A 22,651-nucleotide genomic window follows, 5' to 3' on the forward strand; every position below is an offset into this window, starting at 1 on the left:
CCAGTACGGGCGCCGCGATTGAGCCGGCGCCGATCAAGGTTAAAGGGCTATTTCCATTCGAAGATCTTCCATGACGGAATCAGCATATCCGGCTGGTCCGAACGGATAAAGTTTGCATCACTTCCGTCGGCGCGTACCAGGAAGTAAGGCGGGGCACCCTTGGGGGTGACCTTGATGGCGTACAGAAAGCCATTTTGCCGGTACTCCTGGATGACTTTATCGCCTTCCGTGCGGATGGTGACTTCCGGATCGGCCGAGGGTGCGTCATCCGCGGCGATGGCCGCCAGCGGAGTGATCGTAAACAGGCCGGCCAACAACAGGCGATTGAGCGTGCGCATGATAACCTTGTCCCTTTGTCGTCAACGGTCCCGCTATTCTAGCGCCGGACCCGCCGAAAAGGTTGATCGTGCTCATGAGCAAAGCCCCTCTCGTCCTGGTGGACGGTTCTTCGTACCTCTACCGCGCGTTTCACGCGATGCCGCCGCTCACCACTTCCAAAGGTCTGCCGACCGGCGCGGTGAAGGGCGTCCTGAACATGCTCCGCAGCCTGCGCAAGCAGTACCCGGACAGCCCGTTTGCCGTGGTGTTCGACGCCAAGGGCGGGACCTTTCGCGACGAGATGTACGCCGACTACAAGGCCAACCGTCCGAGCATGCCCGATGACATGCGCGTGCAGATCGAACCGCTGCATGCCAGCGTCCGTGCCATGGGCTTCCCGCTGCTGTGCGTGGAAGGCGTGGAGGCCGACGATGTGATCGGCACCCTCGCCCGCAGCAGCGCGGCGGCGGACCGCCCGGTGGTGATTTCCACCGGCGACAAGGACATGGCGCAGTTGGTCGACGGGCACATTACCCTGGTCAACACCATGAACGAAACGTCCATGGACGTGGCTGGCGTGAAGGCGAAGTTTGGCGTCGCTCCCGAGCAGATCATCGACCTGCTGGCGCTGATGGGCGACTCTTCCGACAACATCCCCGGGGTCAAGGGCGTGGGCGAGAAGACCGCCGTCGCCCTGCTGGTGGGGGTCAACGGTGGCCTCAAGGAGCTCTACGCCAACCTCGACCTGGTGCCGACCCTGCCGATCCGTGGGGCGAAAACCCTGCCGGCCAAATTGCTCGAACATGAAGAAATGGCCTTCCTGTCCTACCGGCTGGCGACGATCAAGGTCGATGTGCCGCTGGATATCGGCCTGGAGGACCTGCACCTGGGCGAGCCGGACCGGGAAAAGCTCGCCGAGCTGTATGCCACGCTGGAGTTCAAGAGCTGGATCGACGAGTTGCAGCGCGAAGCCAAGCGCGCCGAACTGCAGGCCGTTGCCGAGTCCGCCCCGACAGCCTCCGAGCCGGCCGCCGCGGGCGCGGTCGCAGCGGTGGAGCCGGTGTCCGGCGAGCCGCGGTACGAAACCATCCTCGACCAGGCCCGCTTCGATGTCTGGTTGCAGAAGCTCAAGGACGCCAGGCTGTTCGCCTTCGATACCGAAACCACCGGGATCGACGCCCAGCAGGCGCAGCTGGTCGGGCTTTCCTTTGCCGTGCAGGCCAATGAAGCGGCCTATATCCCGTTGACCCACTCCTATATCGGCGTGCCGGAGCAACTGGACCGTGACAGCGTGCTGCTGGCGCTGAAACCGCTGCTGGAAGACCCGGACAAGCTCAAGGTCGGCCAGCACGCCAAGTTCGACATGAATATCCTGGCCAATTGCGCCATCGGCGGCGACCCGTCGCAGGGCATCACCGTGCGCGGCATTGCCTTCGACACCATGCTCGAATCCTACGTGCTGAATTCCACCGCGACCCGTCACGACATGGACAGCCTGGCGAAGAAGTACCTCGACCACGACACCGTCAGCTTCCAGGACATCGCCGGCAAGGGCGCCAAGCAACTGACCTTCGACCAGATTCCCCTGGAACAGGCCGGCCACTATGCGGCGGAAGACGCCGACGTGACCCTGCGCCTGCACCAGGCGCTGCATGAGCAACTGGCCGCCATTCCGAGCCTGGCCAGCGTGCTCAGCGATATCGAGATCCCGCTGGTGCCGGTACTGGCCCGGATCGAGCGCCAGGGTGCCCTGGTGGACAAGGACCTGCTGGGCGTCCAGAGCATCGAGCTGGGCAACAAGATGGTCGAGCTGGAGCGCCAGGCGTTCGAGATCGCCGGTGAAGAGTTCAATCTCGGCTCGCCCAAGCAGTTGGGGGTCATTCTCTACGAGAAACTCGGCTTGCCGGTGCTGAAGAAGACCGGCAAGGGCCAGGCCTCCACCGCCGAGGAAGTCCTCGCCAAGCTGGCCGAAGACGACTATCCGCTGCCCAAGGTGCTGATGCAGTACCGCTCCATGAGCAAGCTCAAGAGCACCTACACCGATCGCCTGCCGGAGCAGATCAACCCGCGCACCGGGCGTATCCACACCTCCTATCACCAGGCCGTGGCCGCCACCGGGCGTCTGTCCTCCAGCGATCCGAACCTGCAGAACATCCCCGTGCGCACCGCCGAGGGGCGGCGCATCCGCCAGGCGTTTGTCGCCCCTGAGGGCTACAAGCTGCTGGCGGCGGACTATTCGCAGATCGAGCTGCGGATCATGGCCCACCTGTCGAAGGACGAAGGCCTGCTCAATGCCTTCCGCGACAACCTCGACGTGCACACGGCGACGGCGGCCGAGGTATTCAAGGCCGAGCTGGGCGAGGTCACTTCCGACCAGCGGCGCAGCGCCAAGGCGATCAACTTCGGCCTGATCTACGGCATGGGCGCGCAGAAACTGGGCAAGGACATCGGCGTCGACACCAAGACCGCCAAGGCCTATATCGATGTCTACTTCGCCCGTTACCCAGGCGTTCGCGAGTACATGGAGCGCACCCGCGGCCAGGCATCGGAGCAGGGCTACGTCGAGACCCTGTTCGGCCGCCGGCTGTACCTGCCGGATATCCACTCCAACCGGCCCCAGGAGCGCGCGGCGGCCGAGCGCACGGCGATCAACGCGCCGATGCAGGGCACCGCGGCGGACATCATCAAGAAGGCGATGGTCAAGGTGGACGACTGGCTGACCAGTTCCGGCCTGGACGCCAAGGTCATTCTCCAGGTGCACGACGAACTGGTGCTTGAGGTGCGTGAGGACCTGGTGGCCGAGGTCAGCGAGAAGATCCGCGAGCACATGAGCGGCGCGGTGCAGCTGGACGTGCCGTTGCTGGTCGAAGTCGGGGTGGGCAACAACTGGGACGAGGCGCACTGAGCCCGGATACGCCGCGCTCACCTGTAGGAGCCGGCTTGCCGGCGATGAGGCCCTTGAGCCTTGCGGCGCCCATCCGGACGCCATCGCCAGCAAGCTGGCTCCTACGGAAACAGCATCGAAATGCCATTAGTTCTGAAATGTTCAGGGGCTATGCCAAATAGTTTTTGAAACAGTTCGGAACTAAACCGGTGAAACCGGACTCAGAGTTACTGAATGGCTGGTGAAGCCCTTCGATGCTCCTATGTTGTGTTAAGTGTTGGCAGATATCTGGACCCCGCCCTAGCGGTCCGGAACTTGGACCCCGAACTTCCCCTCCCCATACGAAGTCCGGGGTTTTTTTTGTCCCGAACGACCTGTGGTGCGCCCAGGCTGCGTTGAAAACGGACGAAAAACGCTCATTCAGGGCCCTGAACGCCGCTTTTTCGTCCGCGCTGGTCATTGATCGTTCCCACGCTCCGCGTGGGAATGCCGCCCTGGACGCTCCGCGTCCGCTCTGGTTATTCGGCCTGCGCTTCGCTGCCCTTGTCCGCCAGTTCCATCCAGTCCGCCAATACAGTGTAGGCCTCTTCCAGGCCCATGCGCTTGGGCGCCGAGAACAGCTGGATGGTCACCGCGTCGCCCCAGCCCTTGCGGATTTCCGCCTGGACCTTGAGCAGGGTGTTCTTCGCCGCGCCGTAGGTCAGCTTGTCCGCCTTGGTCAGCAGGATGTGCATCGGCATGCCGCTGGCGATCGCCCAGTCGAGCATCAGCAGGTCGAAGTCGGTCATTGGATGACGGATGTCCATCATCAGGATCAGGCCCTTCAGACTCTCGCGGCTGCCCAGGTAGGCTTCCAGGTGACGCTGCCAGTGTTGCTTGAGCGGGATCGGTACTTTTGCATAACCGTAGCCCGGAAGGTCGACCAGACGGCGTTCATCGTCTAGCTTGAAGAAGTTCAACAGCTGTGTGCGTCCCGGGGTTTTCGAGGTACGCGCCAGGCTGGCGTGGGTCAGGGTGTTCAGCGCACTGGACTTGCCGGCATTGGAACGGCCGGCAAAGGCCACTTCAAAGCCTTCGTCGTCCGGACACTGGTCGACTTTGGCCGCGCTGAGCATGAAGGTGGACTGTTGGCACAGGCCGAGAATGGGATTCTTGAGTTGCATGGGATTTCCGATGTGGGCGGTGCCGGGGGGCGCGACAAGCTGTGTCGTTTCCGTTTCAGTAGCGCCAGTATATAATGCCGCAGATTTTGTGTGCGCTTTGTCCCAACGTAGGATGAAGAACACGGGGACGATTGACCCAGGCTGCGCAATAGAACGCGGCACGTTCCCAACCCTGAAAAGGTCGTTTCATGACTAGATGGCTGCTCGTTGTCGGTGTCCTGATACCGCTTTGCGGCGCTCAGGCTACACAGGATCCGGAAGCCGTGTACAACCGTGTTTGCAGTGCCTGTCATGCCGGACAGTTGCCGATGGCCCCGAAGAAGGGCGATCAGGTCGCCTGGAAGCCAAGAATGGCCCAAGGCATGGACGTGCTGGTGCAACACGTGACTCAGGGTTTCAAGGCGATGCCGCCGCGTGGTTTGTGCATGGACTGCAGTGCCGAGGATTACCGAAGCATCATCCAGTGGATGAGCGAGTAAGCCCGGTCCATAACTCTTAACCCTTAGCCGTAGTTGGATTAGCTGATGAACAAATTGATCGTGAGTCTGCTGTTGACCCTGGGGATCACCGGCCTCGCCCATGCCGCAGGCGACGCCGCTGCCGGTCAGGCAAAAGCCGCTGTGTGTGGTGCCTGCCATGGTCCTGATGGCAACAGCATGGCGCCCAACTTTCCGAAACTGGCGGGCCAGGGCGAGCGTTACCTGGACAAGCAACTGCACGACATCAAGTCGGGCAAGCGTACCGTCCTGGAGATGACCGGCCTGCTGACCAACCTCAGCGACCAGGACATTGCCGACGTCGCCGCCTATTTCGCCAGCCAGAAGGGCAGTGTCGGCGCCGCCGATCCGAAGGTCGTGGCTCGCGGTGAAGAGTTGTTCCGTGGCGGCAAGCTGGACCAGGGCATGCCGTCCTGCACCGGTTGTCACTCGCCCAACGGCGCGGGCAACGCCGCCGCCGGCTTCCCGCACCTGGGCGGCCAGCACGCGCAGTACGTCGCCAAGCAGCTGACCGACTTCCGCGAAGGGACCCGCACCAACGACGGCGACAGCAAGATCATGCAGAGCATCGCCGCGAAGCTGAGCAACAAGGATATCGAGGCGGTTTCCAGCTACGTGCAGGGCCTGCACTGAGTTGGAGTCGGACGGCGGGATGAAAGAGGCGTATCTTTCCCCGCGTTAATGATCGATTAATCCTTCGCTGCAACGATAAAAGGGTGGCCTTGGCCGCCCTTTTTTGTGGCCGCTGCCGTTACACTAACGAACTAAGAGCCCGCTCGGTCTGTCTGAAATACAGGTCGCGACGGAAGCGACGTCTTAATGTCCAGGAGTAAAGCATGCGTAATCTGATCCTCAGCGCCGCACTCGTCACCGCCAGCCTGTTCGGCATGACGGCCCAGGCAGCCGACGTACCGTTGAAACCCGGTGAGACCTATGTGGAACTGAAGAACCCGGTGCCGATCTCGGAGCCAGGCAAGATCGAAGTGGTCGAGCTGTTCTGGTACGGCTGCCCGCATTGCTACGCTTTTGAACCGACCATCAATCCATGGGTCGAGAAGCTGCCGGCGGACGTGCACTTCGTGCGTATCCCCGCCATGTTCGGCGGCCCGTGGAATGCCCACGGCCAGCTGTTCCTGACCCTGGAAGCCATGGGTGTCGAGCACAAGGTGCATGCCGCGGTCTTCAACGCCATCCAGAAAGAGCACAAGAAGCTGCTCGACCCTGCGGAAATGGCCGACTTCGTCGCGACTCAGGGCGTGGACAAGGACAAGTTCCTGGCCACCTTCAACTCCTTCGCCATCAAGGGCAAGATCGTCCAGGTCACCGAACTGGCCAAGAAGTATGAAGTCAGTGGCGTACCGACCATGATCGTCAACGGCAAGTACCGCTTCGACCTCGGCACCGCCGGCGGTCCGGAAGCGGCGCTGAACGTGGCCGATCAGCTGATCGCCAAAGAGCGGGCGGCCGGCGCGACAGCCGCCAAGTAAGGCGCCCGGCCATGGCTCGCTGGGGTTCGGAACGCATCGTTGGCCTTCATGAGCCGAAGGTCAACGAACACCATCTGGAAGCCAGCGGCCTGCCGGCGGACAACCGCCTGAGGCTGCTCAGCTTCAATATCCAGGTCGGTATCAGCACCCAGCGTTACCGGCATTACCTGACCCGTGGCTGGCAGCACCTGCTGCCGCACACCGGGCGGGCCGACAACCTGCAGAAGATCGGCGGCCTGCTCGGCGATTTCGACCTGGTGGCCCTGCAGGAAGCCGATGGCGGCAGCCTGCGCTCCGGCTACATCAATCAGGTCGAGCACCTGGCCCAGCTCGGGGCCTTTCCCTACTGGTACCAGCAACTCAATCGCAACCTCGGTCGCCTGGCCCAGCACAGCAATGGCGTGCTCAGCCGCCTGCGTCCCTGGGCGATCGAGGATCACCCGCTGCCCGGCCCCGCCGGTCGCGGCGCCATTCTGGTGCGGTTCGGCGAAGGCCCGGAGGCGCTGGTGGTGGTCATGATGCACCTGGCACTGGGCGCCCGTACGCGGACCCGGCAACTGGCGTATATCCGTGAGCTGATCGGCGGCTTCAAGCACCAGGTGCTGATGGGCGACATGAACACCCATGCCAGCGACCTGCTGCAACACTCGCCCCTGCGTGACCTGGGGCTGGTTGCACCGCAGGTCGAGGCGACCTTTCCCAGCTGGCGTCCGCAACGCTGCCTTGATCATATCCTGCTCAGCCCGACCCTGACCCTGGAGCGGGTACAGGTGCTGGCCCAGCCGATTTCCGATCATTTACCGGTTGCCGTGGAAATTCGCCTGCCAGGTTCCATCGGTTCTGATACGTTGCCGGCCTTGAGTAGCTAAATCTCGCGGACGCCGTGCAATGAGCAGCGAAGAAGCCCAGCGCTGGAAAGAGAAGTACCTTAAAAGCATCGAACAACAGGAAAAGCTCGAGCGCCGCTGGGATGCTCGCCTGGACCTGCTTCGCCGTGGGCTGGTGCGCAGCACCCTGGCGGCGGAAGGTACCGATCGCGCGGTCGACCAGTGCATGAAGGAAATGCGCGAGGTGGTGCGCACCGACGATATGGACGGCCCCCTGGCGGCCCTGTTGCCACGCCTGGAAAAAGCCGTGCTCGACTCCGAGCAGCGGCGCGAGACCCGTGTCGAGCAGATCAGCACCGCCTTGACGGCCCTGGTGACCCAGTTGCAGTCCCTGCCGCTGCCGCGAGAAGTCAGCCGGCCACTGAAGAACTTCGCCAAGCAGCTCGATGGCCGGGTCGGCCAGGCCCGCGAGATTCCCCTGCTGCTCAGCGAACTGAGCGGCTTGCAGGGCAAGGCCCTGACCCAGCTTGAACAGCCTGCCGGGCCGGAGCGTCCGGGACTGTTGCAGCGTTTGTTCGGCTCGAAAGAACCGGTGGAACCGGCGACTGACGCCGCCCCGCCCCAGGCGCCCGTCGCCGCCCCTCCAGCCGCGGTGCCGGTTGCTTCGCCGCTGTCGGTGGAGCCTGCGGCGAAGATGGATAGCGCACCACCCGCGCCCGAGCATGTCACTCCAGTGGTGGCGGTTGCGTCCGTTGCCGACGCGCCCGCTCCCGCAGTCGCGGCCAGTGAGCCGGAGCCGCAGGTCGAGCCGGTGTTGCCGGCGGTCCCCGCCGAAGTGGTTGCCTACGCGCCGCCCGTGGTGCTTTCCGGGCCGGTCCCGGCGCCTGCCAGCGCACCGGCACCGGACGCGCCGGCAGCCAGCGATGTCGTGGTCGCGCCAGGGGTCGAGGTGGCACCCGCGGTGCCGGCGGAACCCGCGCCTGCCATCGTTGAACCCCCCGACCAGCCCGAGGCTGTCACCCCCGTGCCGCCTCCTGCTCCGGCATTCCTCGACAGCCTGCCGTTGCCCCCGGTGATGGCCGAAGCCCTGGCGGCAGTCGATCCCGAAGCTGCCGAGCCGGATGTGCTGTATGCGCTGCCGGAATCGCCGGAACCGTCCTACAGCTCCGTGGCCGAGCATATCGAGTCCACCCTGCTCGGCCTGCTGGACGACCTGACGCTGCCCGAGCGTCATCGCCCCCATGCCGAAGCCATGCGTCATCGACTCGAACATGGGCTCAACTGGTACGAGTTGCTGCCGATCCTCGACGATCTGGCGGTGCTGATGCTGGCGATCAACGACAGCGGCCAGCATGAGTTCGAGGTGTATCTCAAGCAGCTCAACGAACGGCTGGAGTCGTTCCAGAGCCATCTCCAGGCGGCCAGCGAGGGCCATGCCGAAGGTCGCTCGGCGGCGAATGAATTGCACAGCCAGTTGCGTAAGCATGTCGGTGGTCTGCAGAGCAGCGTGCAGGACGCCGCCGATCTCGACAGCCTCAAGCATGTGCTGGAAAACCGCCTCGAAGGTCTGCTGGGCACCATGGACCAGCATCAGCAGCAACGCGACCTGCGCGAACAGGAAGTCGCCGCCCGCCTGCAAAGCCTGGCCGAGCGCGTCGCGCACATGGAGCAGGAAGCCCAGGGCTATCGCGATCACCTCGAAGAACAGCGGCAAAAGGCCCTGATCGATCCGCTCACCGGCCTGCCCAACCGCGCCGCCTGGAGCGAGCGCCTGGACCATGAGGTCGCGCAATGGCAGCAGCATGGCAATACCCTGCTGATCGCCATGCTCGATCTCGACCATTTCAAGCGCATCAATGACAACTACGGCCACCTGGCCGGTGACAAGGTGCTGAAGATCATCGCCAGCGTATTGCGCAAGCGTCTTCGCCCCAGCGACTTCATCGCCCGTTTCGGCGGCGAGGAATTCGTCCTCCTGGTGCCGGGGACGCCGGTGGCGGCGGGACTCAAGCTGGCCGAGAACCTGCGGGCTGCCATTGAAGCCTGCCCTTTCCACTTCAAGGGCGAGCGCGTCACCATCACCGTGTCGATCGGGGTCTCGGCGTTCAAGGCCGGCGAGCGTAGCGATCATGTACTCAAAAGAGCCGATGAGGCGCTCTACCGGGCCAAGGATGCCGGGCGCAACCGGGTGGAGCTGGGCTGAACGGGACCTGTCGTTTTGTGACAGAGTCTTGCTTTGGCCGGTGCCGGCGCCTTCCGTACGTTATGCTAGTGCGCTACTGCCCTGGCTTGTCGTCTCTCTCATGAAATTGCTCCCTCTTCTTTTCGCGGCCCTGGTGCTGGCGGGTTGCTCCAGCGGCCCGCGCATCGATAGCAGCCATCCTTCGGTCAATCACGATAACCGCGTGCAATTCGTCGTCGTCCACTACACCTCGGCGAACATGGAAAATTCGTTGCGCCTGCTGACCCATGGCCAGGTCAGCAGCCATTACCTGATCGGCGACGACAATCCCGCGACCATCTACAAGCTGGTGGATGAAAGCCAGCGCGCCTGGCATGCCGGGGAAAGCGAGTGGCAGGGGCGCACCTGGCTCAACTCCAGCTCGATCGGCATCGAAATCGTCAATCCGGGTTTTCGCGATACACCGACCGGGCGCGTCTGGTATCCCTACAGCGAAGCCCAGGTCCAGGCCCTGGTCGTCCTGCTCAAGGACATCGTCAAGCGCAACCATATCGAGCCACGCCATGTGATCGGCCACAGCGATATCGCGCCATTGCGCAAACAGGATCCCGGGCCACTGTTCCCCTGGAAGCGCCTGGCCGCCGAAGGCCTGGGGGTCTGGCCGGACGAGCAGGCCGTGGCGCGCCAGCAGGAGGCCTACGCCTATCAGTTGCCGAGCGCGACCTGGTTCCAGCAGCAGCTCCAGTACCTGGGCTACAGCACGCCGCAGACCGGCGAATGGGACGTGGCCACGCGGCATGTGCTGGCGGCGTTCCAGATGCACTTCCGTCCGGGGCGTTTCGATGGCGTCGCCGATGCACAGAGTGCGGCGATCCTGCAGGTGCTTAACCGGTCAAAATAATGTCACCGCCGGACGGTTAGCGCTATTTTGCCAATCAGTTGCTATAACTCATTGGTAATTCTTCGGATATTCCATGATGCCGGCCGCTCGCGAGACGTTGCGCTCCTGGTTCCATCGTCCCTGGTCGCTGGCGTTGCTCGCGGCCACGATCAGTACTGCCTTGCTGCTCAGCGGCAGCCTGGGTGTGGTGGTGCGTCAGGTGCGGCAGCATGAAAGCGAGCAGATGAATGCCCAGGGCCAGCGTTTCCTCGAGCGCCTGGAGCAGCTTTTCGGCCAGTTGCGTGAAGGCCTCGATCTGCTCGAGGCCCAGCCCCTGCGCGATTGCGATGCGCAGATGATCGATACCCTGCAGCAACTGAGCTTCAGCTACCGGTTTATCTACGAAGCGTTCTATATCGATGCCGTGCAGTCCTGTTCCAACCGGCCCCGACAGGATTCACAGGTTTCCTCCCGGGCGCCGGATATCCGTGGCCCGACCTACAGCTACTGGCTCAACACCTCGACCCAGCCCAACGATAACCTCGCGGCCCTGATGCTCGGGCGCGGCAACTTCCGGGTCTCCACCTCCCGCGGCCATCTGACCGATGTCGTCGAACTGCCGCCCGGCGCCAGCCTGCTGGTGGTGGTCAATCACGGCAAGCGGGCGATTCCGGTCCTGGGGCCGGTGCAGGATTGGCCGCCGCGGGGCTGGACGACCCAGGGCAAGGACCCGTTGCTGATCACTGATCAGGAATTGATCTATCGCATGCCGACCCGTACCCCCGAGTACCAGTTGGTGATGGTGGCCCCGCGCAGTGCCATGCAGTTGCAGTTCAACCCCCTCTGGTGGTGGCTGCTGCCCGCCAGCCTGTTGATCGCGGCCTGTATCGGCGGCCTGACCCTGCAGTTCGCCCGGCAGCGGCAATCGCTCAATGGCGAGTTGCAGGGGGCGTTGCGTCGGGGCGAGTTGCAGGTGCTCTACCAGCCGATCTTCGAGCTGAGCAGTCGCCATTGTGTCGGTGCCGAGGCGCTGATCCGCTGGCGTCGCCCGGACGGCACGCTGACCAGCCCGGACCTGTTCATTCCCCTGGCGGAAGACACCGGACAGATCCGCCAGATCACCGACTTTGTCCTGCAGCGCCTGCTGGAACAGCTCGGGCCGGTGCTGCGGGCCAATCCGCAGCTGTATATCTCGGTCAACCTGGCGGCCTGCGATGTGATGGTCCCGCGTATCGGCGAAGTCATCGGCCGCCTGCTGCGGGCGCACCGGGTGGCGGCCAGCCAGATTGCCTTCGAGGTGACGGAGCGCGGCCTGATCGATGTCGTGGTGGCGCGGGACAACCTGCAGGCCCTGCGCGATGTCGGGCACCAGGTGCTGATCGACGACTTCGGCACCGGCTATTGCAGCCTCGCCTACCTGCAGACGCTGCCGGTGGACTGCCTGAAGATCGACAAGGCGTTTATCGATGCACTGGGGCACGACGCGGCCAGCAGCGGTGTCGCGCCGCACATCATCCGCATGGCCCATGCCCTGCAGTTGCGGGTGATTGCCGAAGGTATCGAGTACGAGGCCCAGGCCATGCTGCTCAGCAGCGAAGGCGTCAACTACGGGCAGGGCTGGTTGTTCGCCCAGGCACTGACGGCGGTGCAATTCATCGAGATGATCACCCGTGGCCGGCGCCTGACTGCGAGGCGTATCGACGACGAGGCTTAGGCCCTAGAGTGGCAGCGCCATATAGAACTGGGTGCCCTGCCCCGGTCTTGAGTAGACGCCCATGCGTCCGCCATGCAACTGGACGATTTCCTTGCACAGGGCCAGGCCCAGGCCGGCCCCGCCTTTCTTGCGTCCGACCTGGACGAAGGGTTCGAAGATCCGCCCCTGCTGGCCGTAGGCGATGCCCTCGCCGTTGTCTTCGACACTGATGATCACCCGCTCGCCATGCCGCCGCGCCTGCAGGCGGATCTGTCCGCCGTCGGCGGTGTGGCGCAGGGCGTTGTCCAGCAGGTTGTCGATCACCCGTTCCAGTTGCGGATGGTCGGCGTGCAGGCGCGGCAGCGGCGGCTGGACCTCGATCTGCAGGTCGATACCCTGGCGCAGGGCCTGGTCGGCAAAACGGTCGCGGGCTTTTTCCAGCAGTTCTTCAATGTCGCAGGGCGCCAGCGTGAGCTTTTGCAGGCCGTTCTGGTAGCGCGAGAAATTCAGCAGGTCGTTGATCAGCTGCATCAGGCGCTGCATTTCTTCGTTGACCGTGTTCAGCAGGTCCGCTTCCCGCGATTCGCTGTCGAAGTGCACGCGCTCCTGCAACAGGCCGAAGGCCATGTGCATGCCGGTCACGGGGGTGCGCAGCTCGTGGGAGGCGCGCAGGACGAACTCGCTGCGCACACGCTCGAAGGCCCGCTGCTCGGTGACGTCGTGCAGCACCATGACCGCACCGAGGATATGTCCCTGGGGATGGCTGACCGGCGTCAGGCTGTAGGTCAGCAGGCGGGATTCGCCTTCGACCTCCACCTCGAGGTCCTCCGGTGCCCGTTCCAGGCTGCCGCCGCGCAGGATCAGGCTCAGTTGCTCGTCCAGCTCCGGCCGCCCGAGGGCGTCGCCCAGGCCCTGGCCGAGACGCTCGGCATCCCAACCCAACTGGCGTTGGGCCACCGGGTTGAGGTGTTCCAGGTGACCCTGGCGATCGATCATCAGCAGCCCGTCGTCGATGCTGTCGAGCACCGATTGCAAGCGCTGCTGGCCGGTCAGCAGCTCATCGATATTGGTTGCCTGGTGCTGGCGCAGGGCCTCGGCCATGATGCCGAAGCGGCGGGTCAGCTGGTTCAGTTCATCGGCGGAGGAAATCGGCAGGGTGACTTCGAAGTTGCCCTGGCCGATATGGTCCGCCGCCTTGGCCAGCGCCTCGATGGGCGCGCCGAAACGCTGGGCGATACCGTGGGCGGTGATAAAGCCGACGATCAGTACCGCCAGCCCGACCACGCCCAGCAGGCCGGCGATCAGCAGGGCGCGGTCACGGGCTTCGCTTTCCGTGGCGCTGATGTTTTCCAGGGCCTGCCTGTGTTCGACGATCAGGCCGTTGCGCAGGGTGTTGAAGCTCTCGGTGAGCTCGTCGTTGCCGGCCATACCGTTGCGGGAGCGGTCGAAGACCTGCAGGAAGTGCTCGTAGTCGATGCGGGCCTGGGCGAAGCCGCCGCGCAGGTCGCTGTTCTGTTCGTGGTCGATGCCTTCGCGCAGCAGTTCCTGATAGTGCGCGCGCGCGGCCTGGAGGGCTGCCTGGTCGGGCTTTTCGCTGAGCATGATGATCAACTGGTCGCCCAGGCTCTGGCGCAGCTTGAGGCCCAGGTCGAGGGTGGTGAAGTTGTCGCCGATCAATGACTCCTGGCTCTTGGCCATTTGCATCACGCCCACCAGGCCCAGCAGCAAGCCCAGCAGGGCCACGGTGATCAGTGCCGAAATGCTCAGGAACAGCCGGGTGCGCAACTTCATCGCAAGCTTCATGGGCGCTGGCTCACAGGTTGTACTGTTTGCGTTTGCGGTACAGCGTCGAGGCGTCGATACCCAGGGTCCTGGCGGCCTGGTCGAGGGTGTCGCTGGTGGCCAGGACCGCGCCGATATGGGCTTTCTCCAGCTCGTCCAGGCTCATCGAGGCACCGATGCGCGGGGCGTTGTTGGTCGGTTGCTCGGCCATGCCGAGGTGGCTGATCTCCACGCGTTCCTGCGGGCAGATGATACTGGCGCGTTCGACCACGTTGCGCAGTTCACGGATATTGCCCGGCCAGCGGTAGTTGATCAGCGCCTCGCGGGCCTCGTCGCTGAAGCCACGGGCGGGCCGGGCGTACTCCTTGACGAAGCGCGCGAGGAAACGGTCGGCCAGGGTCAGGATGTCCTCGCTGCGTTCGCGCAGGGGTGGCAGGTGCAGGGTGATGACGTTCAGCCGGTAGAGCAGGTCTTCGCGGAAGCGTCCGTCGCGCACCATGTCTTCCAGGTTCAGGTTGGTGGCGGCGAGGATGCGCACGTCGGCCCGGCGGGTCACGGGATCGCCGACCCGTTCGTATTCCTTGTCCTGGATAAACCGCAGCAGCTTGGGTTGCAGGGTCAGCGGGAAATCGCCGATCTCGTCGAGGAACAGGGTGCCGCCGTCGGCCTGGTTGACCCGGCCCAGGGTGCTTTCGCTGGCACCGGTAAAGGCTCCGCGGCTATGGCCGAACAACTCGCTTTCCATCAGTTCGGCGGTCAGCGACGGGCAGTTGATGGTGACGCAGGATTTCTTCGCGCGTTTGCTCCAGCCGTGGATGGCCCGGGCCAGTTCGCCCTTGCCGGTCCCGGATTCGCCGAGAATGAGAATGTTGGCGTCGGTACCCGCGACCTGGCGGGCGGTTTCCAGCACCGCCATCATCGACGGGCTGTGAGAGTCGAGGCCGTCCTTGGGCTTGCGCACTTCGCCTTCGAGGGCCTCCAGGCGTGCCGACAACTGCCGGACTTCCAGCTGCTTGGCCGTGGCCAGGCGCAGTTGATCGGGGCTGCAAGGCTTGACCAGGTAGTCGGCGGCGCCGGCCTGGATCGCGTCGACCGCGGTGTCGACGGCAGAGTGGGCCGTGACGATCACCACCCGCATCCACGGCGCCTGGATGCGCATCTGGGCGAGCACGTCGAGGCCGTTGTCTTCGCCCAGGCGCAGGTCGAGGAAGCACAGGTCGAATACCTGGCGCTGCAGCAGGGTGTCGGCCTGGGCGGCGCTGTTGGCCGTGGCGACGCTATAGCCTTCGTCTTCCAGGCAGTAGCGAAAGGTGCGAAGGATGGCGGACTCATCATCCACCAGCAGAATACGGCCTTGGTGTTCCGTGGCGGATTCCATGTCCCACGCTCCTTAATTATGAATGTTCCTGATGGATCCCGGACGGGTCGGGCAGGTTGCATGATCCCTTCTGATCGAGGCCATGACCTGCAGGGTAACGGTCTCTACCCCCGATTGCTAACCCGCTGATTTCGGGAATTTTTTGATCTCTTTGCTTCCGACAGCCGACGCCTCAGCTAATTCCGGCTGATTTGTGGCTGATTTGTTCCAGCATTCTAGGCGCTCTTGCATGAACCTATCGTGCATTTCGCACGACCACAATCCGGGCATCGTGCAGGATGCTGCTCCGCGTTGTTTTTGTTTGTTTATAACTCACTGATTTCATTGGTATTTATCTGACAAAAAAGCTGGCATGCAGGCTGCAATAGTCTTCTTGCCCGAGGTTGAACCGGCCCTCGCCGCGTCAACCCAGAATAAATACTGTGTCGGAGGAGCTTCAGGATGAATCGCCAACGTGCCGCGCAATTGCGTATCTCGCCACTGCACTTGCAGCAAGGGCTGTTTGCCCTCCTGGCGTTGCTCGTGACGCTGATCGCGGGCCAGGCGTTTCAACGCTGGAGCCAGCCGGTGGTCGAAGCGCGCCCCATGTTTTTCCATGCCCCGACCCAGACTCATTTCAGCGCTGCCGGACCGGCTTCGGTCGACCGCGGCGCCTACACCCTGATGCCGGTCGAGCAAGCCGAATCGCCGGCCGATCTGCCACGGCAGGAACGCTGGGTGTTCTAGGCAACAGGCGGAAAGCCGCAGGGCGTTTCGCAGCAGCAAGCAGTAACAGGCAGTAAAAGGCAGCAGCCAAAAAAATGCAGGTCTAGGTAAGGAGAATCATCATGTTGAGCTGGGCAATCACATTCCTGATCATTGCCATAGTCGCCGCAGTGCTGGGCTTCGGTGGTATCGCGGGCACCGCCACGGGTATCGCCAAGATTCTCTTTGTCGTGTTCCTGGTGATGTTTGTCGCGTCGTTCTTCTTCGGTCGGCGCGGACGGGGCTGAACATGTTCTTGCCAACCCTCAGGGTCCTCGTCGCCGGCGTGATGCTGGGCGGCGGCGGCTTGGCGCTGGCGGCCAACGACGGCCAGACTCGGGCCAACGAGCTCTTGAGCTCTTCCCCCGAGTACCGCCAGGCCTGGCAGGACGTGGTGAAGAAGGAGGAGCGCCTGCCGGAATGGGTGATGAACCTGTCGGGCAGCGCCGAGCAGATGAACGCGGTGCAGGAGGATGGCGACAAATACCTCGTCGGCCCCTTGTGCGAAACCGCGGACACTTGCCTCAACAAGCGCCTGATCGTCGCCTTCGGCCTCGACAAGAAAGACGCCTATGGGATGTTGGTGGAAGTGCCGGCCGGACTGCCCGCCGACAAGTCGCCAACCCGTCATGCCGACTATCGTTTCCTCGGCAAGCCGGATGCGGGCATGCAGGCACTGTTGAAGGAGCAACTGAAGAAAGACCCGAACTGGTACTGAGTTCGATGCATTGAAAGAGCAGAAGCCCGACATGGGTTTCTACCCCTGCACCGCCCGAGGACGGCGGGTGCATGACCAGGGGGCCGGGATGTTCTGATTGTTTCAGGATCGGAGCGACCTACGGGTACAGGGAGTGCCTGCGCAAGGGCCGGGTCAGGCGAAGGCAACAGGCGGCAATCTGCAGGGCGGTCCCTGTGGCTTGCCGCTGTTTCGTCGCTATGTCGTTCTGACATTAAGTGCTGATTAGTATCGGATCCAATCCGCGTCGCGACCGTATATCTAGAAAAATCCCTCGCTGGTGTTCTGCCAACCCTTGAATTTGTAAGACTTTTACGCAAATCCTGTAGTCTTTTATTCGTCCCTTGAGATAAGAGTAATTGCTCTGGAATGGCCGGTTTACGGTAGTTTCAGCGGCAGAAACGTCTTGTTCTTGGTGCTGTGGAAGCCTGTTTCAGCCGACGTAGTCCATGCCGATTCGGCATAGGGTAGGCGTTTACGGCATTAGACGTGCCACCCTTGCATCGGAATAGTTGCGCCTTTTTTCGCCTGCCAAAGAGCCTTCAGGCTCGCTCGCGGTGACCTTCCATGAGGCAGATGCCCATCCTTTGCGCGCGCCAAGACGTGCGGGCAAGAGGCTTCTGCCCGAGTCAACTTGAAGTAAGGGTAATGACATGAAGAAGGCAAAGCTCAGCCTCGCCTGGCAGATCCTCATCGGTCTGGTACTGGGGATTGCAATCGGCGCGCTGCTCAACCATTTCAGTGCCGAAAAGGCCTGGTGGGTCGGTAATGTCCTGCAACCGGCGGGCGACATCTTTATCCGCCTGATCAAGATGATCGTGATCCCGATTGTCATTTCCTCGCTGGTGGTCGGCATCGCCGGTGTCGGCGATGCGAAGAAGCTGGGACGCATCGGCCTCAAGACCATCATCTACTTCGAGATCGTCACCACCATCGCCATTGTCGTCGGCCTGCTGCTGGCCAACGTGTTCCATCCGGGCACGGGCATCGACATGAGCACCCTCGGTACCGTGGATATCTCCAAGTACCAGGCGACCGCCGCCGAAGTGCAGCATGAGCATGCGTTCATCGAAACCATCCTCAACCTGATTCCCTCGAACATCTTTGCCGCCATGGCGCGTGGCGAGATGCTGCCGATCATCTTCTTCTCGGTGCTGTTCGGCCTCGGGCTGTCGAGCCTGCAGGCGGAACTGCGCGACCCGCTGGTGAAGATGTTCCAGGGCGTCTCGGAAAGCATGTTCAAGGTCACCCACATGATCATGAACTACGCGCCGATCGGTGTGTTCGCCCTGATCGCGGTGACCGTGGCCAACTTCGGTTTCGCCTCGCTGCTGCCCCTGGCCAAGCTGGTGGTGCTGGTCTACGTGGCGATCATCTTCTTCGCCTTTGTCGTGCTCGGCCTGATTGCCCGCCTGTTCGGCTTCTCGGTGCTCAAGCTGATGCGCATCTTCAAGGACGAGCTGGTCCTGGCCTACTCCACCGCCAGTTCGGAAACCGTGTTGCCACGGGTGATCGAGAAGATGGAAGCCTACGGTGCGCCGAAGGCCATCTGCAGCTTCGTGGTCCCGACCGGCTACTCGTTCAACCTCGACGGTTCGACCCTGTACCAGAGCATCGCGGCGATCTTCATTGCCCAGTTGTACGGCATCGACCTGTCCATCAGCCAGCAATTGCTGCTGGTGCTGACCCTGATGGTTACTTCCAAGGGCATTGCCGGCGTACCGGGCGTGTCCTTCGTGGTGCTGCTGGCGACCCTGGGCAGCGTGGGCATTCCGCTGGAAGGCCTGGCCTTCATCGCCGGTGTCGACCGCGTGATGGACATGGCGCGTACCGCCCTGAACGTGATCGGCAATGCCCTGGCGGTGCTGGTGATCGCCCGTTGGGAAGGCATGTACGACGATGCCAAGGGCCAGCGCTACTGGAATTCCCTGCCGCACTGGCGCAGCAAGGAGCCGCTGCCGGCCGGCGAGACCGCCAAGGGCTGATGACCGAGCATTCCCATGCTCCGCGTGGGAATGCCTCACCGGATGCTCCGCGTCCGGCTTTTTGGCGGCGACGCAGATCGTCGAGGGCTGCATTCCCACGCGGAGCGTGGGAACGATCAGCGGCACAGACAAACCCCGGACTTTCCGGGGTTTGTTGTTTTCGGCCCGACCGCTATCATTCGCCGCATCTTCAAGGAGTTCTTTCGATGCTCAATGGCCTCTGGCTCGGCTTCTTCCTGGTGGCAATGGTCTCGGCCCTGGCGCAATGGCTGGTGGGCGGCAACAGCGGGATCTTCGCCGTCATGGTGGAAAGCATCTTCGCCATGGCCAAGCTGTCGGTCGAGGTGATGGTCCTGCTGTTCGGCACCCTGACCCTCTGGCTCGGTTTCCTGCGGATCGCCGAAAAGGCCGGGATCGTCGACTGGCTGGCCAGGGCCCTCGGCCCGCTGTTCAGCCGCCTGATGCCGGAAGTGCCGCGCGGCCACCCGGCCATCGGCCTGATCACCCTCAATTTCGCCGCCAACGGCCTGGGCCTGGACAACGCCGCCACGCCCATCGGCCTCAAGGCCATGCGCGCCCTGCAGGAGCTCAATCCGAGCCAGACCGTGGCGAGCAATGCGCAGATCCTGTTCCTGGTGCTCAACGCCTCGTCGCTGACCCTGCTGCCGGTGACTATCTTCATGTACCGCGCTCAGCAGGGGGCGCCCGACCCGACCCTGGTGTTCCTGCCGATCCTCCTCGCCACCAGCGCCTCGACCCTGGTCGGCCTGCTCTCGGTGGCGGTGATGCAGCGCCTACGCCTGTGGGACCCGGTGGTGCTGGCCTATCTGGTTCCCGGCGCGCTGATCCTCGGTGGCTTCATGGCGGTGCTGGCCGGCTTGTCGGCGACAGCCCTGGCGGCCCTGTCGTCGATCCTCGGCAACCTGACCCTGTTCGGCCTGATCATGCTGTTCCTGGTGATCGGCGCGCTGCGCAAGGTGAAGGTCTACGAGGCGTTCATCGAAGGCGCCAAGGAGGGCTTCGACGTTGCCAGGAACTTGTTGCCGTACCTGGTGGCGATGCTCTGTGCGATTGGTGTGCTGCGCGCTTCCGGGGCGCTGGACTTCGGTCTCGACGGCATTCGCCACCTGGTGCAGTGGGCCGGCTGGGACACGCGTTTTGTCGATGCGCTGCCGACGGCGATGGTCAAGCCGTTCTCCGGCAGCGCCGCCCGGGCGATGCTGATCGAGACCATGAAGACCCAGGGCGTGGACAGTTTCCCGGCCCTTGTGGCGGCGACCATCCAGGGCAGTACCGAAACCACCTTCTATGTGCTGGCGGTGTACTTCGGCGCGGTGAATATCCAGCGCGCCCGCCATGCGGTGGGCTGCGCCCTGCTGGCGGAGCTGGCCGGGGTGCTGGCGGCCATTGGGGTGTGTTACTGGTTCTTCGGCTAAAACCAGTGCTCGTCTGTGAGGGCGATGCAAGATTCAGCGGCCATCGCCGGCAAGCCAGCTCCTACAGTACGGAGTTCACCACGAAATAGCGTTGAGCCGAGAACCTTGTAGGAGCTGGCAAGCCAGTTCCCATGGTTCGGTGCCTCACCGCGAAATATGGTTGGGCCGGGAACCCTGTGGGAACTGGCAAGCCAGCTCTCATGGTTCGGTGTCTCACCGCGAAATATCGTTGAGTCGGGAACCCTGTGGGAGCTGGCTTGCCAGCGATAGGGCCCTCAGCGTTTAGCCGAGCTCTCGCCCTGCTGCACCGCCCAGCCGATCACCTGCCCGGTCAGTTTGTCGCCGGCCTGGCCGAAGCCCGCGACCACGCCGGGCACTTGCTTGTCACCGATCGGCTGGCGCACTTCAAAGCGCCGGCTGGCGAGAATCCGCTGGTCACTGCCGCGCACCAGCCGCGCATCGAAACGGATCACCACCTCGGCGTCCTGTCCGCGGTATTCGGTCTGGAACGCCTGCAACTCTCCGCCCAGCTCGAAATCCGCCTGCAGGTTGCTGTCGTCGGTGCTCAGCAGGCGCACCCGACCGTCGCGCTGGAAGGCGTCGAGAATACGGTTGCGCAGCAGCACCGGCGCCGGATCGCTCCAGCGCGAAGCCTTGTAGTGGCTGATCAGGTCGCCCTGGGGCACCACGGCGATGTTCGGGTTGTTCAGCGCATCGCTGGCAATGGGCTTGGCAATCCGCAACGACCAGTCGACCGGCAGGCTGTTGGCGGCCGGGAGGCTGTTCTGTGCCGTCGGCAGTCGATAGACATCCGCCGGTTCCGCCTGGGGCAGGATCGAGCAGGCGCTGCCCAGGGCCAGGCCGGTGATCAGGGTCAGTTGGCTCAGGGCGCGACGGGCAGGCCTCATGGGGTGAATTCCTTGTTCTTGTCACGGCCGAGCAGATAGCCGCTGGGGTTGGCGTTCAAGCGTTGCGAAATGGTCCGCAGGGTACTCAGGGTGTCACGCAGCTCGCGGATCGCCGGGGCCAGCTCATTGAGGCCTTGCAAGCCGCTGTTGACCGAATCCTGATTGTTGGCCAGCAGCTTGTTGATGGTAGCGCTGCTCTGTTCCAGCGATTGCATGGCGCGTTCGGCGCTGCCCAGGGCCTGGGTGCCCTGCTTGTCGAGCAGGTTGTTGGCGTTGCGCATCAGCAGCGAGGTCTGTTCCAGGGTGGCACTCACCTGCTTGCTGACCTGGGTCATCTGCTGCAGGGTCTGGCGGATATCGTCGCGCTGGCCGGCGATGGCGCCGGTGGTCTGCTGGAGGTTGTCGAGGGTCTGGCTGACATGCTCGACGTTCTCCCGGGAGAACATGGCGTTGGCGTTGTGCAGCAGCAGGTTGATGCCGCTCATCAGGTCGTTGCTGTCGTTCAGCAGGCGTGAAATGGGCGATGGCGTGGCGATGATCTCCGGCAGGTTGCCGTCCTTGCCCTTCAGCTCCGGGCTTTGCGGGGTGCCGCCGCTGAGCTGGATCAGCGAGGTGCCGGTGATGCCGGTCAGGGCCAGCTTGGCCCGGGTGTCTTCCTTGATCGGGGTGTCGCCGAGCAGGCGGATGCGCGCGAGGACCCGGCGCGGATCCTTCGGATCGAGGCTCAGTTGCAGCACGTCACCGACCTTGATCCCGCTGTACTGCACCGGGCTGCCCTTGGACAGGCCGCTGACCGCCTCGTTGAAGACCACCTCGTAGTCCTTGAAGGCCGTGTCGACGCTGGACTTGGCCAGCCACAGGCCGAAGAACAGGGCGCCGAGCACCACCAGTACGCTGAACAGGCCGATCATCACATGATGGGCACGGGTTTCCATCTCATCCCTCCTTGAGCGGTGTCGCCGCTTCGAATGCGGCGCGGCCACGGGGGCCATGGAAGTATTCGTGAATCCACGGGTCGTCGGTTTCGGCGACCCGTTCGATGGCGTCCGCCACCAGTACGCGTTTCTGTGCCAGCACCGCCACCCGATCGGTGATGGTGTAGAGGGTGTCGAGGTCATGGGTGACCAGGAACACGCTCAGGCCCAGGGCATCGCGCAGTGTCAGGATCAACTGGTCGAAGGCGGCGGCGCCGATGGGATCGAGGCCGGCGGTGGGTTCGTCGAGAAACAGGATATCCGGGTCCAGCGCCAGGGCCCGGGCCAGGGCGGCCCGCTTGATCATGCCGCCGGACAGCGAAGCCGGGTATTTGTTGGCGGCGGACAGCGGCAATCCGGCCAGGGCCAGTTTCACACAGGCCAGGTGCTCGGCGTCGACGCGGCTGAGGCCGGCGTGTTCGATCAGCGGCAGGGCGACGTTCTCGGTGACGGTCAGCGAGGAAAACAGCGCGCCCTTCTGGAACAGCACGCCAAAGCGCCGCTCGACCTGCGAGCGGGCCTGTTCCGAGAGGCTCGGCAGGTCCTGGCCGAACACCCGCACCTCGCCCTCGCTGGGCCGGCGCAGGCCGATGATGCTGCGCATCAGCACCGACTTGCCGCTGCCGGAGCCGCCGACGACGGCGAGGATCTCGCCCTTGTACAGGTCCAGGTCGAGGTTCTCGTGCACGCTCTGGCTGCCGAAACGATTGCACAGGCCGCGGACCTGGATCACCGCTTCGCTCCTGATCGCCGCTTCGCTGGGCGGCCGCGCCACCC

At 63.6% G+C, this 22,651-nt stretch carries 20 protein-coding genes; 13 read left to right on the plus strand and 7 right to left on the minus strand.

Annotated elements, in window-relative coordinates:
* Nucleotides 1-47 precede the first annotated feature (47 nt).
* Nucleotides 48-338 (minus strand): DUF2782 domain-containing protein, encoded by a 291-nt coding sequence (locus tag KI243_RS00410; protein WP_212810324.1) that lies wholly within the window; start codon nt 336-338, stop codon nt 48-50.
* A gap of 74 nt (nt 339-412) precedes the next feature.
* On the opposite strand from KI243_RS00410, the gene polA reads away from it, so the two are divergent.
* Entirely contained in the window at nt 413-3,223 is a 2,811-nt protein-coding gene (polA, locus tag KI243_RS00415) for a DNA polymerase I (protein ID WP_212810325.1), read from the plus strand.
* A 497-nt stretch (nt 3,224-3,720) separates the two neighbouring features.
* On the opposite strand, the gene yihA is transcribed toward polA, so the two are convergent.
* Nucleotides 3,721-4,365 carry a ribosome biogenesis GTP-binding protein YihA/YsxC gene (gene yihA, locus KI243_RS00420; RefSeq protein ID WP_177087423.1) on the minus strand — a complete coding sequence of 215 codons (645 nt, stop codon included), beginning with the start codon at nt 4,363-4,365 and terminating at the stop codon, nt 3,721-3,723.
* Between the two features lie 188 nt (nt 4,366-4,553).
* Between yihA and KI243_RS00425 the strand changes: the two genes are divergently transcribed.
* From KI243_RS00425 to KI243_RS00455, 7 genes are all read left to right on the plus strand, one after another.
* The gene (locus tag KI243_RS00425) at nt 4,554-4,844 is read left to right on the plus strand and encodes a cytochrome c5 family protein (protein WP_042936980.1); all 291 of its coding nucleotides are present in this window, start codon (nt 4,554-4,556) and stop codon (nt 4,842-4,844) included.
* A 45-nt stretch (nt 4,845-4,889) separates the two neighbouring features.
* Nucleotides 4,890-5,495 carry a c-type cytochrome gene (locus KI243_RS00430; RefSeq protein WP_017129199.1) on the plus strand — a complete coding sequence of 202 codons (606 nt, stop codon included), beginning with the start codon at nt 4,890-4,892 and terminating at the stop codon, nt 5,493-5,495.
* A 203-nt stretch (nt 5,496-5,698) separates the two neighbouring features.
* The gene (locus KI243_RS00435; protein WP_017129198.1) at nt 5,699-6,349 is read left to right on the plus strand and encodes a thiol:disulfide interchange protein DsbA/DsbL; all 651 of its coding nucleotides are present in this window, start codon (nt 5,699-5,701) and stop codon (nt 6,347-6,349) included.
* Nucleotides 6,350-6,360: 11 nt separating this feature from the next.
* Nucleotides 6,361-7,218 (plus strand): endonuclease/exonuclease/phosphatase family protein, encoded by an 858-nt coding sequence (locus tag KI243_RS00440; RefSeq protein ID WP_017129197.1) that lies wholly within the window; start codon nt 6,361-6,363, stop codon nt 7,216-7,218.
* A gap of 19 nt (nt 7,219-7,237) precedes the next feature.
* Nucleotides 7,238-9,379, plus strand: coding sequence for a GGDEF domain-containing protein (locus KI243_RS00445; protein ID WP_177118821.1), 2,142 nt, complete (start codon nt 7,238-7,240; stop codon nt 9,377-9,379).
* A gap of 100 nt (nt 9,380-9,479) precedes the next feature.
* Nucleotides 9,480-10,259 carry an N-acetylmuramoyl-L-alanine amidase gene (locus KI243_RS00450; RefSeq protein WP_177107303.1) on the plus strand — a complete coding sequence of 260 codons (780 nt, stop codon included), beginning with the start codon at nt 9,480-9,482 and terminating at the stop codon, nt 10,257-10,259.
* A gap of 76 nt (nt 10,260-10,335) precedes the next feature.
* The gene (locus KI243_RS00455) at nt 10,336-11,952 is read left to right on the plus strand and encodes an EAL domain-containing protein (protein ID WP_177087471.1); all 1,617 of its coding nucleotides are present in this window, start codon (nt 10,336-10,338) and stop codon (nt 11,950-11,952) included.
* Nucleotides 11,953-11,955: 3 nt separating this feature from the next.
* Here KI243_RS00455 and KI243_RS00460 read toward each other — a convergent pair whose 3' ends face one another.
* Together KI243_RS00460 and algB are read right to left on the minus strand one after the other, a co-directional pair.
* Nucleotides 11,956-13,734, minus strand: coding sequence for a KinB sensor domain-containing domain (locus tag KI243_RS00460; protein WP_042936974.1), 1,779 nt, complete (start codon nt 13,732-13,734; stop codon nt 11,956-11,958).
* A 10-nt stretch (nt 13,735-13,744) separates the two neighbouring features.
* Nucleotides 13,745-15,091: a sigma-54-dependent response regulator transcription factor AlgB gene (algB, locus tag KI243_RS00465; protein WP_017129193.1), complete on the minus strand. Its 1,347-nt coding sequence runs from the start codon at nt 15,089-15,091 to the stop codon at nt 13,745-13,747.
* A 441-nt stretch (nt 15,092-15,532) separates the two neighbouring features.
* On the opposite strand from algB, the gene KI243_RS00470 reads away from it, so the two are divergent.
* The 5 genes from KI243_RS00470 (at nt 15,533) to KI243_RS00490 (ending at nt 19,992) form a co-directional block, all read left to right on the plus strand.
* Complete coding sequence (locus KI243_RS00470) at nt 15,533-15,817, plus strand: hypothetical protein (protein WP_017129192.1); 285 nt, start codon at nt 15,533-15,535, stop codon at nt 15,815-15,817.
* Between the two features lie 101 nt (nt 15,818-15,918).
* Nucleotides 15,919-16,083 carry a DUF1328 domain-containing protein gene (locus tag KI243_RS00475; protein ID WP_007989444.1) on the plus strand — a complete coding sequence of 55 codons (165 nt, stop codon included), beginning with the start codon at nt 15,919-15,921 and terminating at the stop codon, nt 16,081-16,083.
* Nucleotides 16,084-16,085: 2 nt separating this feature from the next.
* Nucleotides 16,086-16,553, plus strand: coding sequence for an inhibitor of vertebrate lysozyme family protein (locus tag KI243_RS00480; RefSeq protein WP_177118820.1), 468 nt, complete (start codon nt 16,086-16,088; stop codon nt 16,551-16,553).
* Nucleotides 16,554-17,224: 671 nt separating this feature from the next.
* Nucleotides 17,225-18,556, plus strand: a complete 1,332-nt coding sequence (gene gltP / locus KI243_RS00485) for a glutamate/aspartate:proton symporter GltP (protein WP_177062104.1) — start codon at nt 17,225-17,227, stop codon at nt 18,554-18,556.
* Nucleotides 18,557-18,762: 206 nt separating this feature from the next.
* The gene (locus tag KI243_RS00490; protein ID WP_017129188.1) at nt 18,763-19,992 is read left to right on the plus strand and encodes a spore maturation protein; all 1,230 of its coding nucleotides are present in this window, start codon (nt 18,763-18,765) and stop codon (nt 19,990-19,992) included.
* Nucleotides 19,993-20,267: 275 nt separating this feature from the next.
* Here KI243_RS00490 and KI243_RS00495 read toward each other — a convergent pair whose 3' ends face one another.
* Genes KI243_RS00495 through KI243_RS00505 form a run of 3 tightly spaced genes read right to left on the minus strand, consistent with a single transcriptional unit; the run spans nt 20,268 to nt 22,622 of the window.
* Nucleotides 20,268-20,900 (minus strand): ABC-type transport auxiliary lipoprotein family protein, encoded by a 633-nt coding sequence (locus KI243_RS00495; protein ID WP_177087431.1) that lies wholly within the window; start codon nt 20,898-20,900, stop codon nt 20,268-20,270.
* Nucleotides 20,897-21,835, minus strand: coding sequence for an MlaD family protein (locus KI243_RS00500; RefSeq protein WP_177087433.1), 939 nt, complete (start codon nt 21,833-21,835; stop codon nt 20,897-20,899). Before KI243_RS00500 ends, KI243_RS00495 begins: the two co-directional genes overlap by 4 nt.
* A gap of 1 nt (nt 21,836) precedes the next feature.
* On the minus strand, nt 21,837-22,622 hold the full coding sequence (locus KI243_RS00505; protein WP_177087473.1) for an ABC transporter ATP-binding protein: 786 nt from the start codon (nt 22,620-22,622) through the stop codon (nt 21,837-21,839).
* Nucleotides 22,623-22,651: the final 29 nt, after the last annotated feature.

The organism is Pseudomonas sp. Ost2, from assembly GCF_018326065.1.
GTDB classification, from domain to species: Bacteria; Pseudomonadota; Gammaproteobacteria; order Pseudomonadales; family Pseudomonadaceae; genus Aquipseudomonas; species Aquipseudomonas gingeri.

What these genes read in the sequence shown, in the direction of transcription:
- algB (WP_017129193.1), bottom strand. Translation starts at nt 15,091, where the DNA reads ATGGAATCCGCCACGGAACACCAAGGCCGTATTCTGCTGGTGGATGAT.
- KI243_RS00480 (WP_177118820.1), top strand. Translation starts at nt 16,086, where the DNA reads ATGTTCTTGCCAACCCTCAGGGTCCTCGTCGCCGGCGTGATGCTGGGC.
- KI243_RS00500 (WP_177087433.1), bottom strand. Translation starts at nt 21,835, where the DNA reads ATGGAAACCCGTGCCCATCATGTGATGATCGGCCTGTTCAGCGTACTG.
- KI243_RS00470 (WP_017129192.1), top strand. Translation starts at nt 15,533, where the DNA reads ATGAATCGCCAACGTGCCGCGCAATTGCGTATCTCGCCACTGCACTTG.
- KI243_RS00445 (WP_177118821.1), top strand. Translation starts at nt 7,238, where the DNA reads ATGAGCAGCGAAGAAGCCCAGCGCTGGAAAGAGAAGTACCTTAAAAGC.
- KI243_RS00440 (WP_017129197.1), top strand. Translation starts at nt 6,361, where the DNA reads ATGGCTCGCTGGGGTTCGGAACGCATCGTTGGCCTTCATGAGCCGAAG.
- KI243_RS00460 (WP_042936974.1), bottom strand. Translation starts at nt 13,734, where the DNA reads ATGAAGCTTGCGATGAAGTTGCGCACCCGGCTGTTCCTGAGCATTTCG.
- polA (WP_212810325.1), top strand. Translation starts at nt 413, where the DNA reads ATGAGCAAAGCCCCTCTCGTCCTGGTGGACGGTTCTTCGTACCTCTAC.
- yihA (WP_177087423.1), bottom strand. Translation starts at nt 4,365, where the DNA reads ATGCAACTCAAGAATCCCATTCTCGGCCTGTGCCAACAGTCCACCTTC.
- gltP (WP_177062104.1), top strand. Translation starts at nt 17,225, where the DNA reads ATGAAGAAGGCAAAGCTCAGCCTCGCCTGGCAGATCCTCATCGGTCTG.
- KI243_RS00435 (WP_017129198.1), top strand. Translation starts at nt 5,699, where the DNA reads ATGCGTAATCTGATCCTCAGCGCCGCACTCGTCACCGCCAGCCTGTTC.
- KI243_RS00450 (WP_177107303.1), top strand. Translation starts at nt 9,480, where the DNA reads ATGAAATTGCTCCCTCTTCTTTTCGCGGCCCTGGTGCTGGCGGGTTGC.
- KI243_RS00490 (WP_017129188.1), top strand. Translation starts at nt 18,763, where the DNA reads ATGCTCAATGGCCTCTGGCTCGGCTTCTTCCTGGTGGCAATGGTCTCG.
- KI243_RS00475 (WP_007989444.1), top strand. Translation starts at nt 15,919, where the DNA reads ATGTTGAGCTGGGCAATCACATTCCTGATCATTGCCATAGTCGCCGCA.
- KI243_RS00430 (WP_017129199.1), top strand. Translation starts at nt 4,890, where the DNA reads ATGAACAAATTGATCGTGAGTCTGCTGTTGACCCTGGGGATCACCGGC.
- KI243_RS00455 (WP_177087471.1), top strand. Translation starts at nt 10,336, where the DNA reads ATGCCGGCCGCTCGCGAGACGTTGCGCTCCTGGTTCCATCGTCCCTGG.
- KI243_RS00495 (WP_177087431.1), bottom strand. Translation starts at nt 20,900, where the DNA reads ATGAGGCCTGCCCGTCGCGCCCTGAGCCAACTGACCCTGATCACCGGC.
- KI243_RS00410 (WP_212810324.1), bottom strand. Translation starts at nt 338, where the DNA reads ATGCGCACGCTCAATCGCCTGTTGTTGGCCGGCCTGTTTACGATCACT.
- KI243_RS00425 (WP_042936980.1), top strand. Translation starts at nt 4,554, where the DNA reads ATGACTAGATGGCTGCTCGTTGTCGGTGTCCTGATACCGCTTTGCGGC.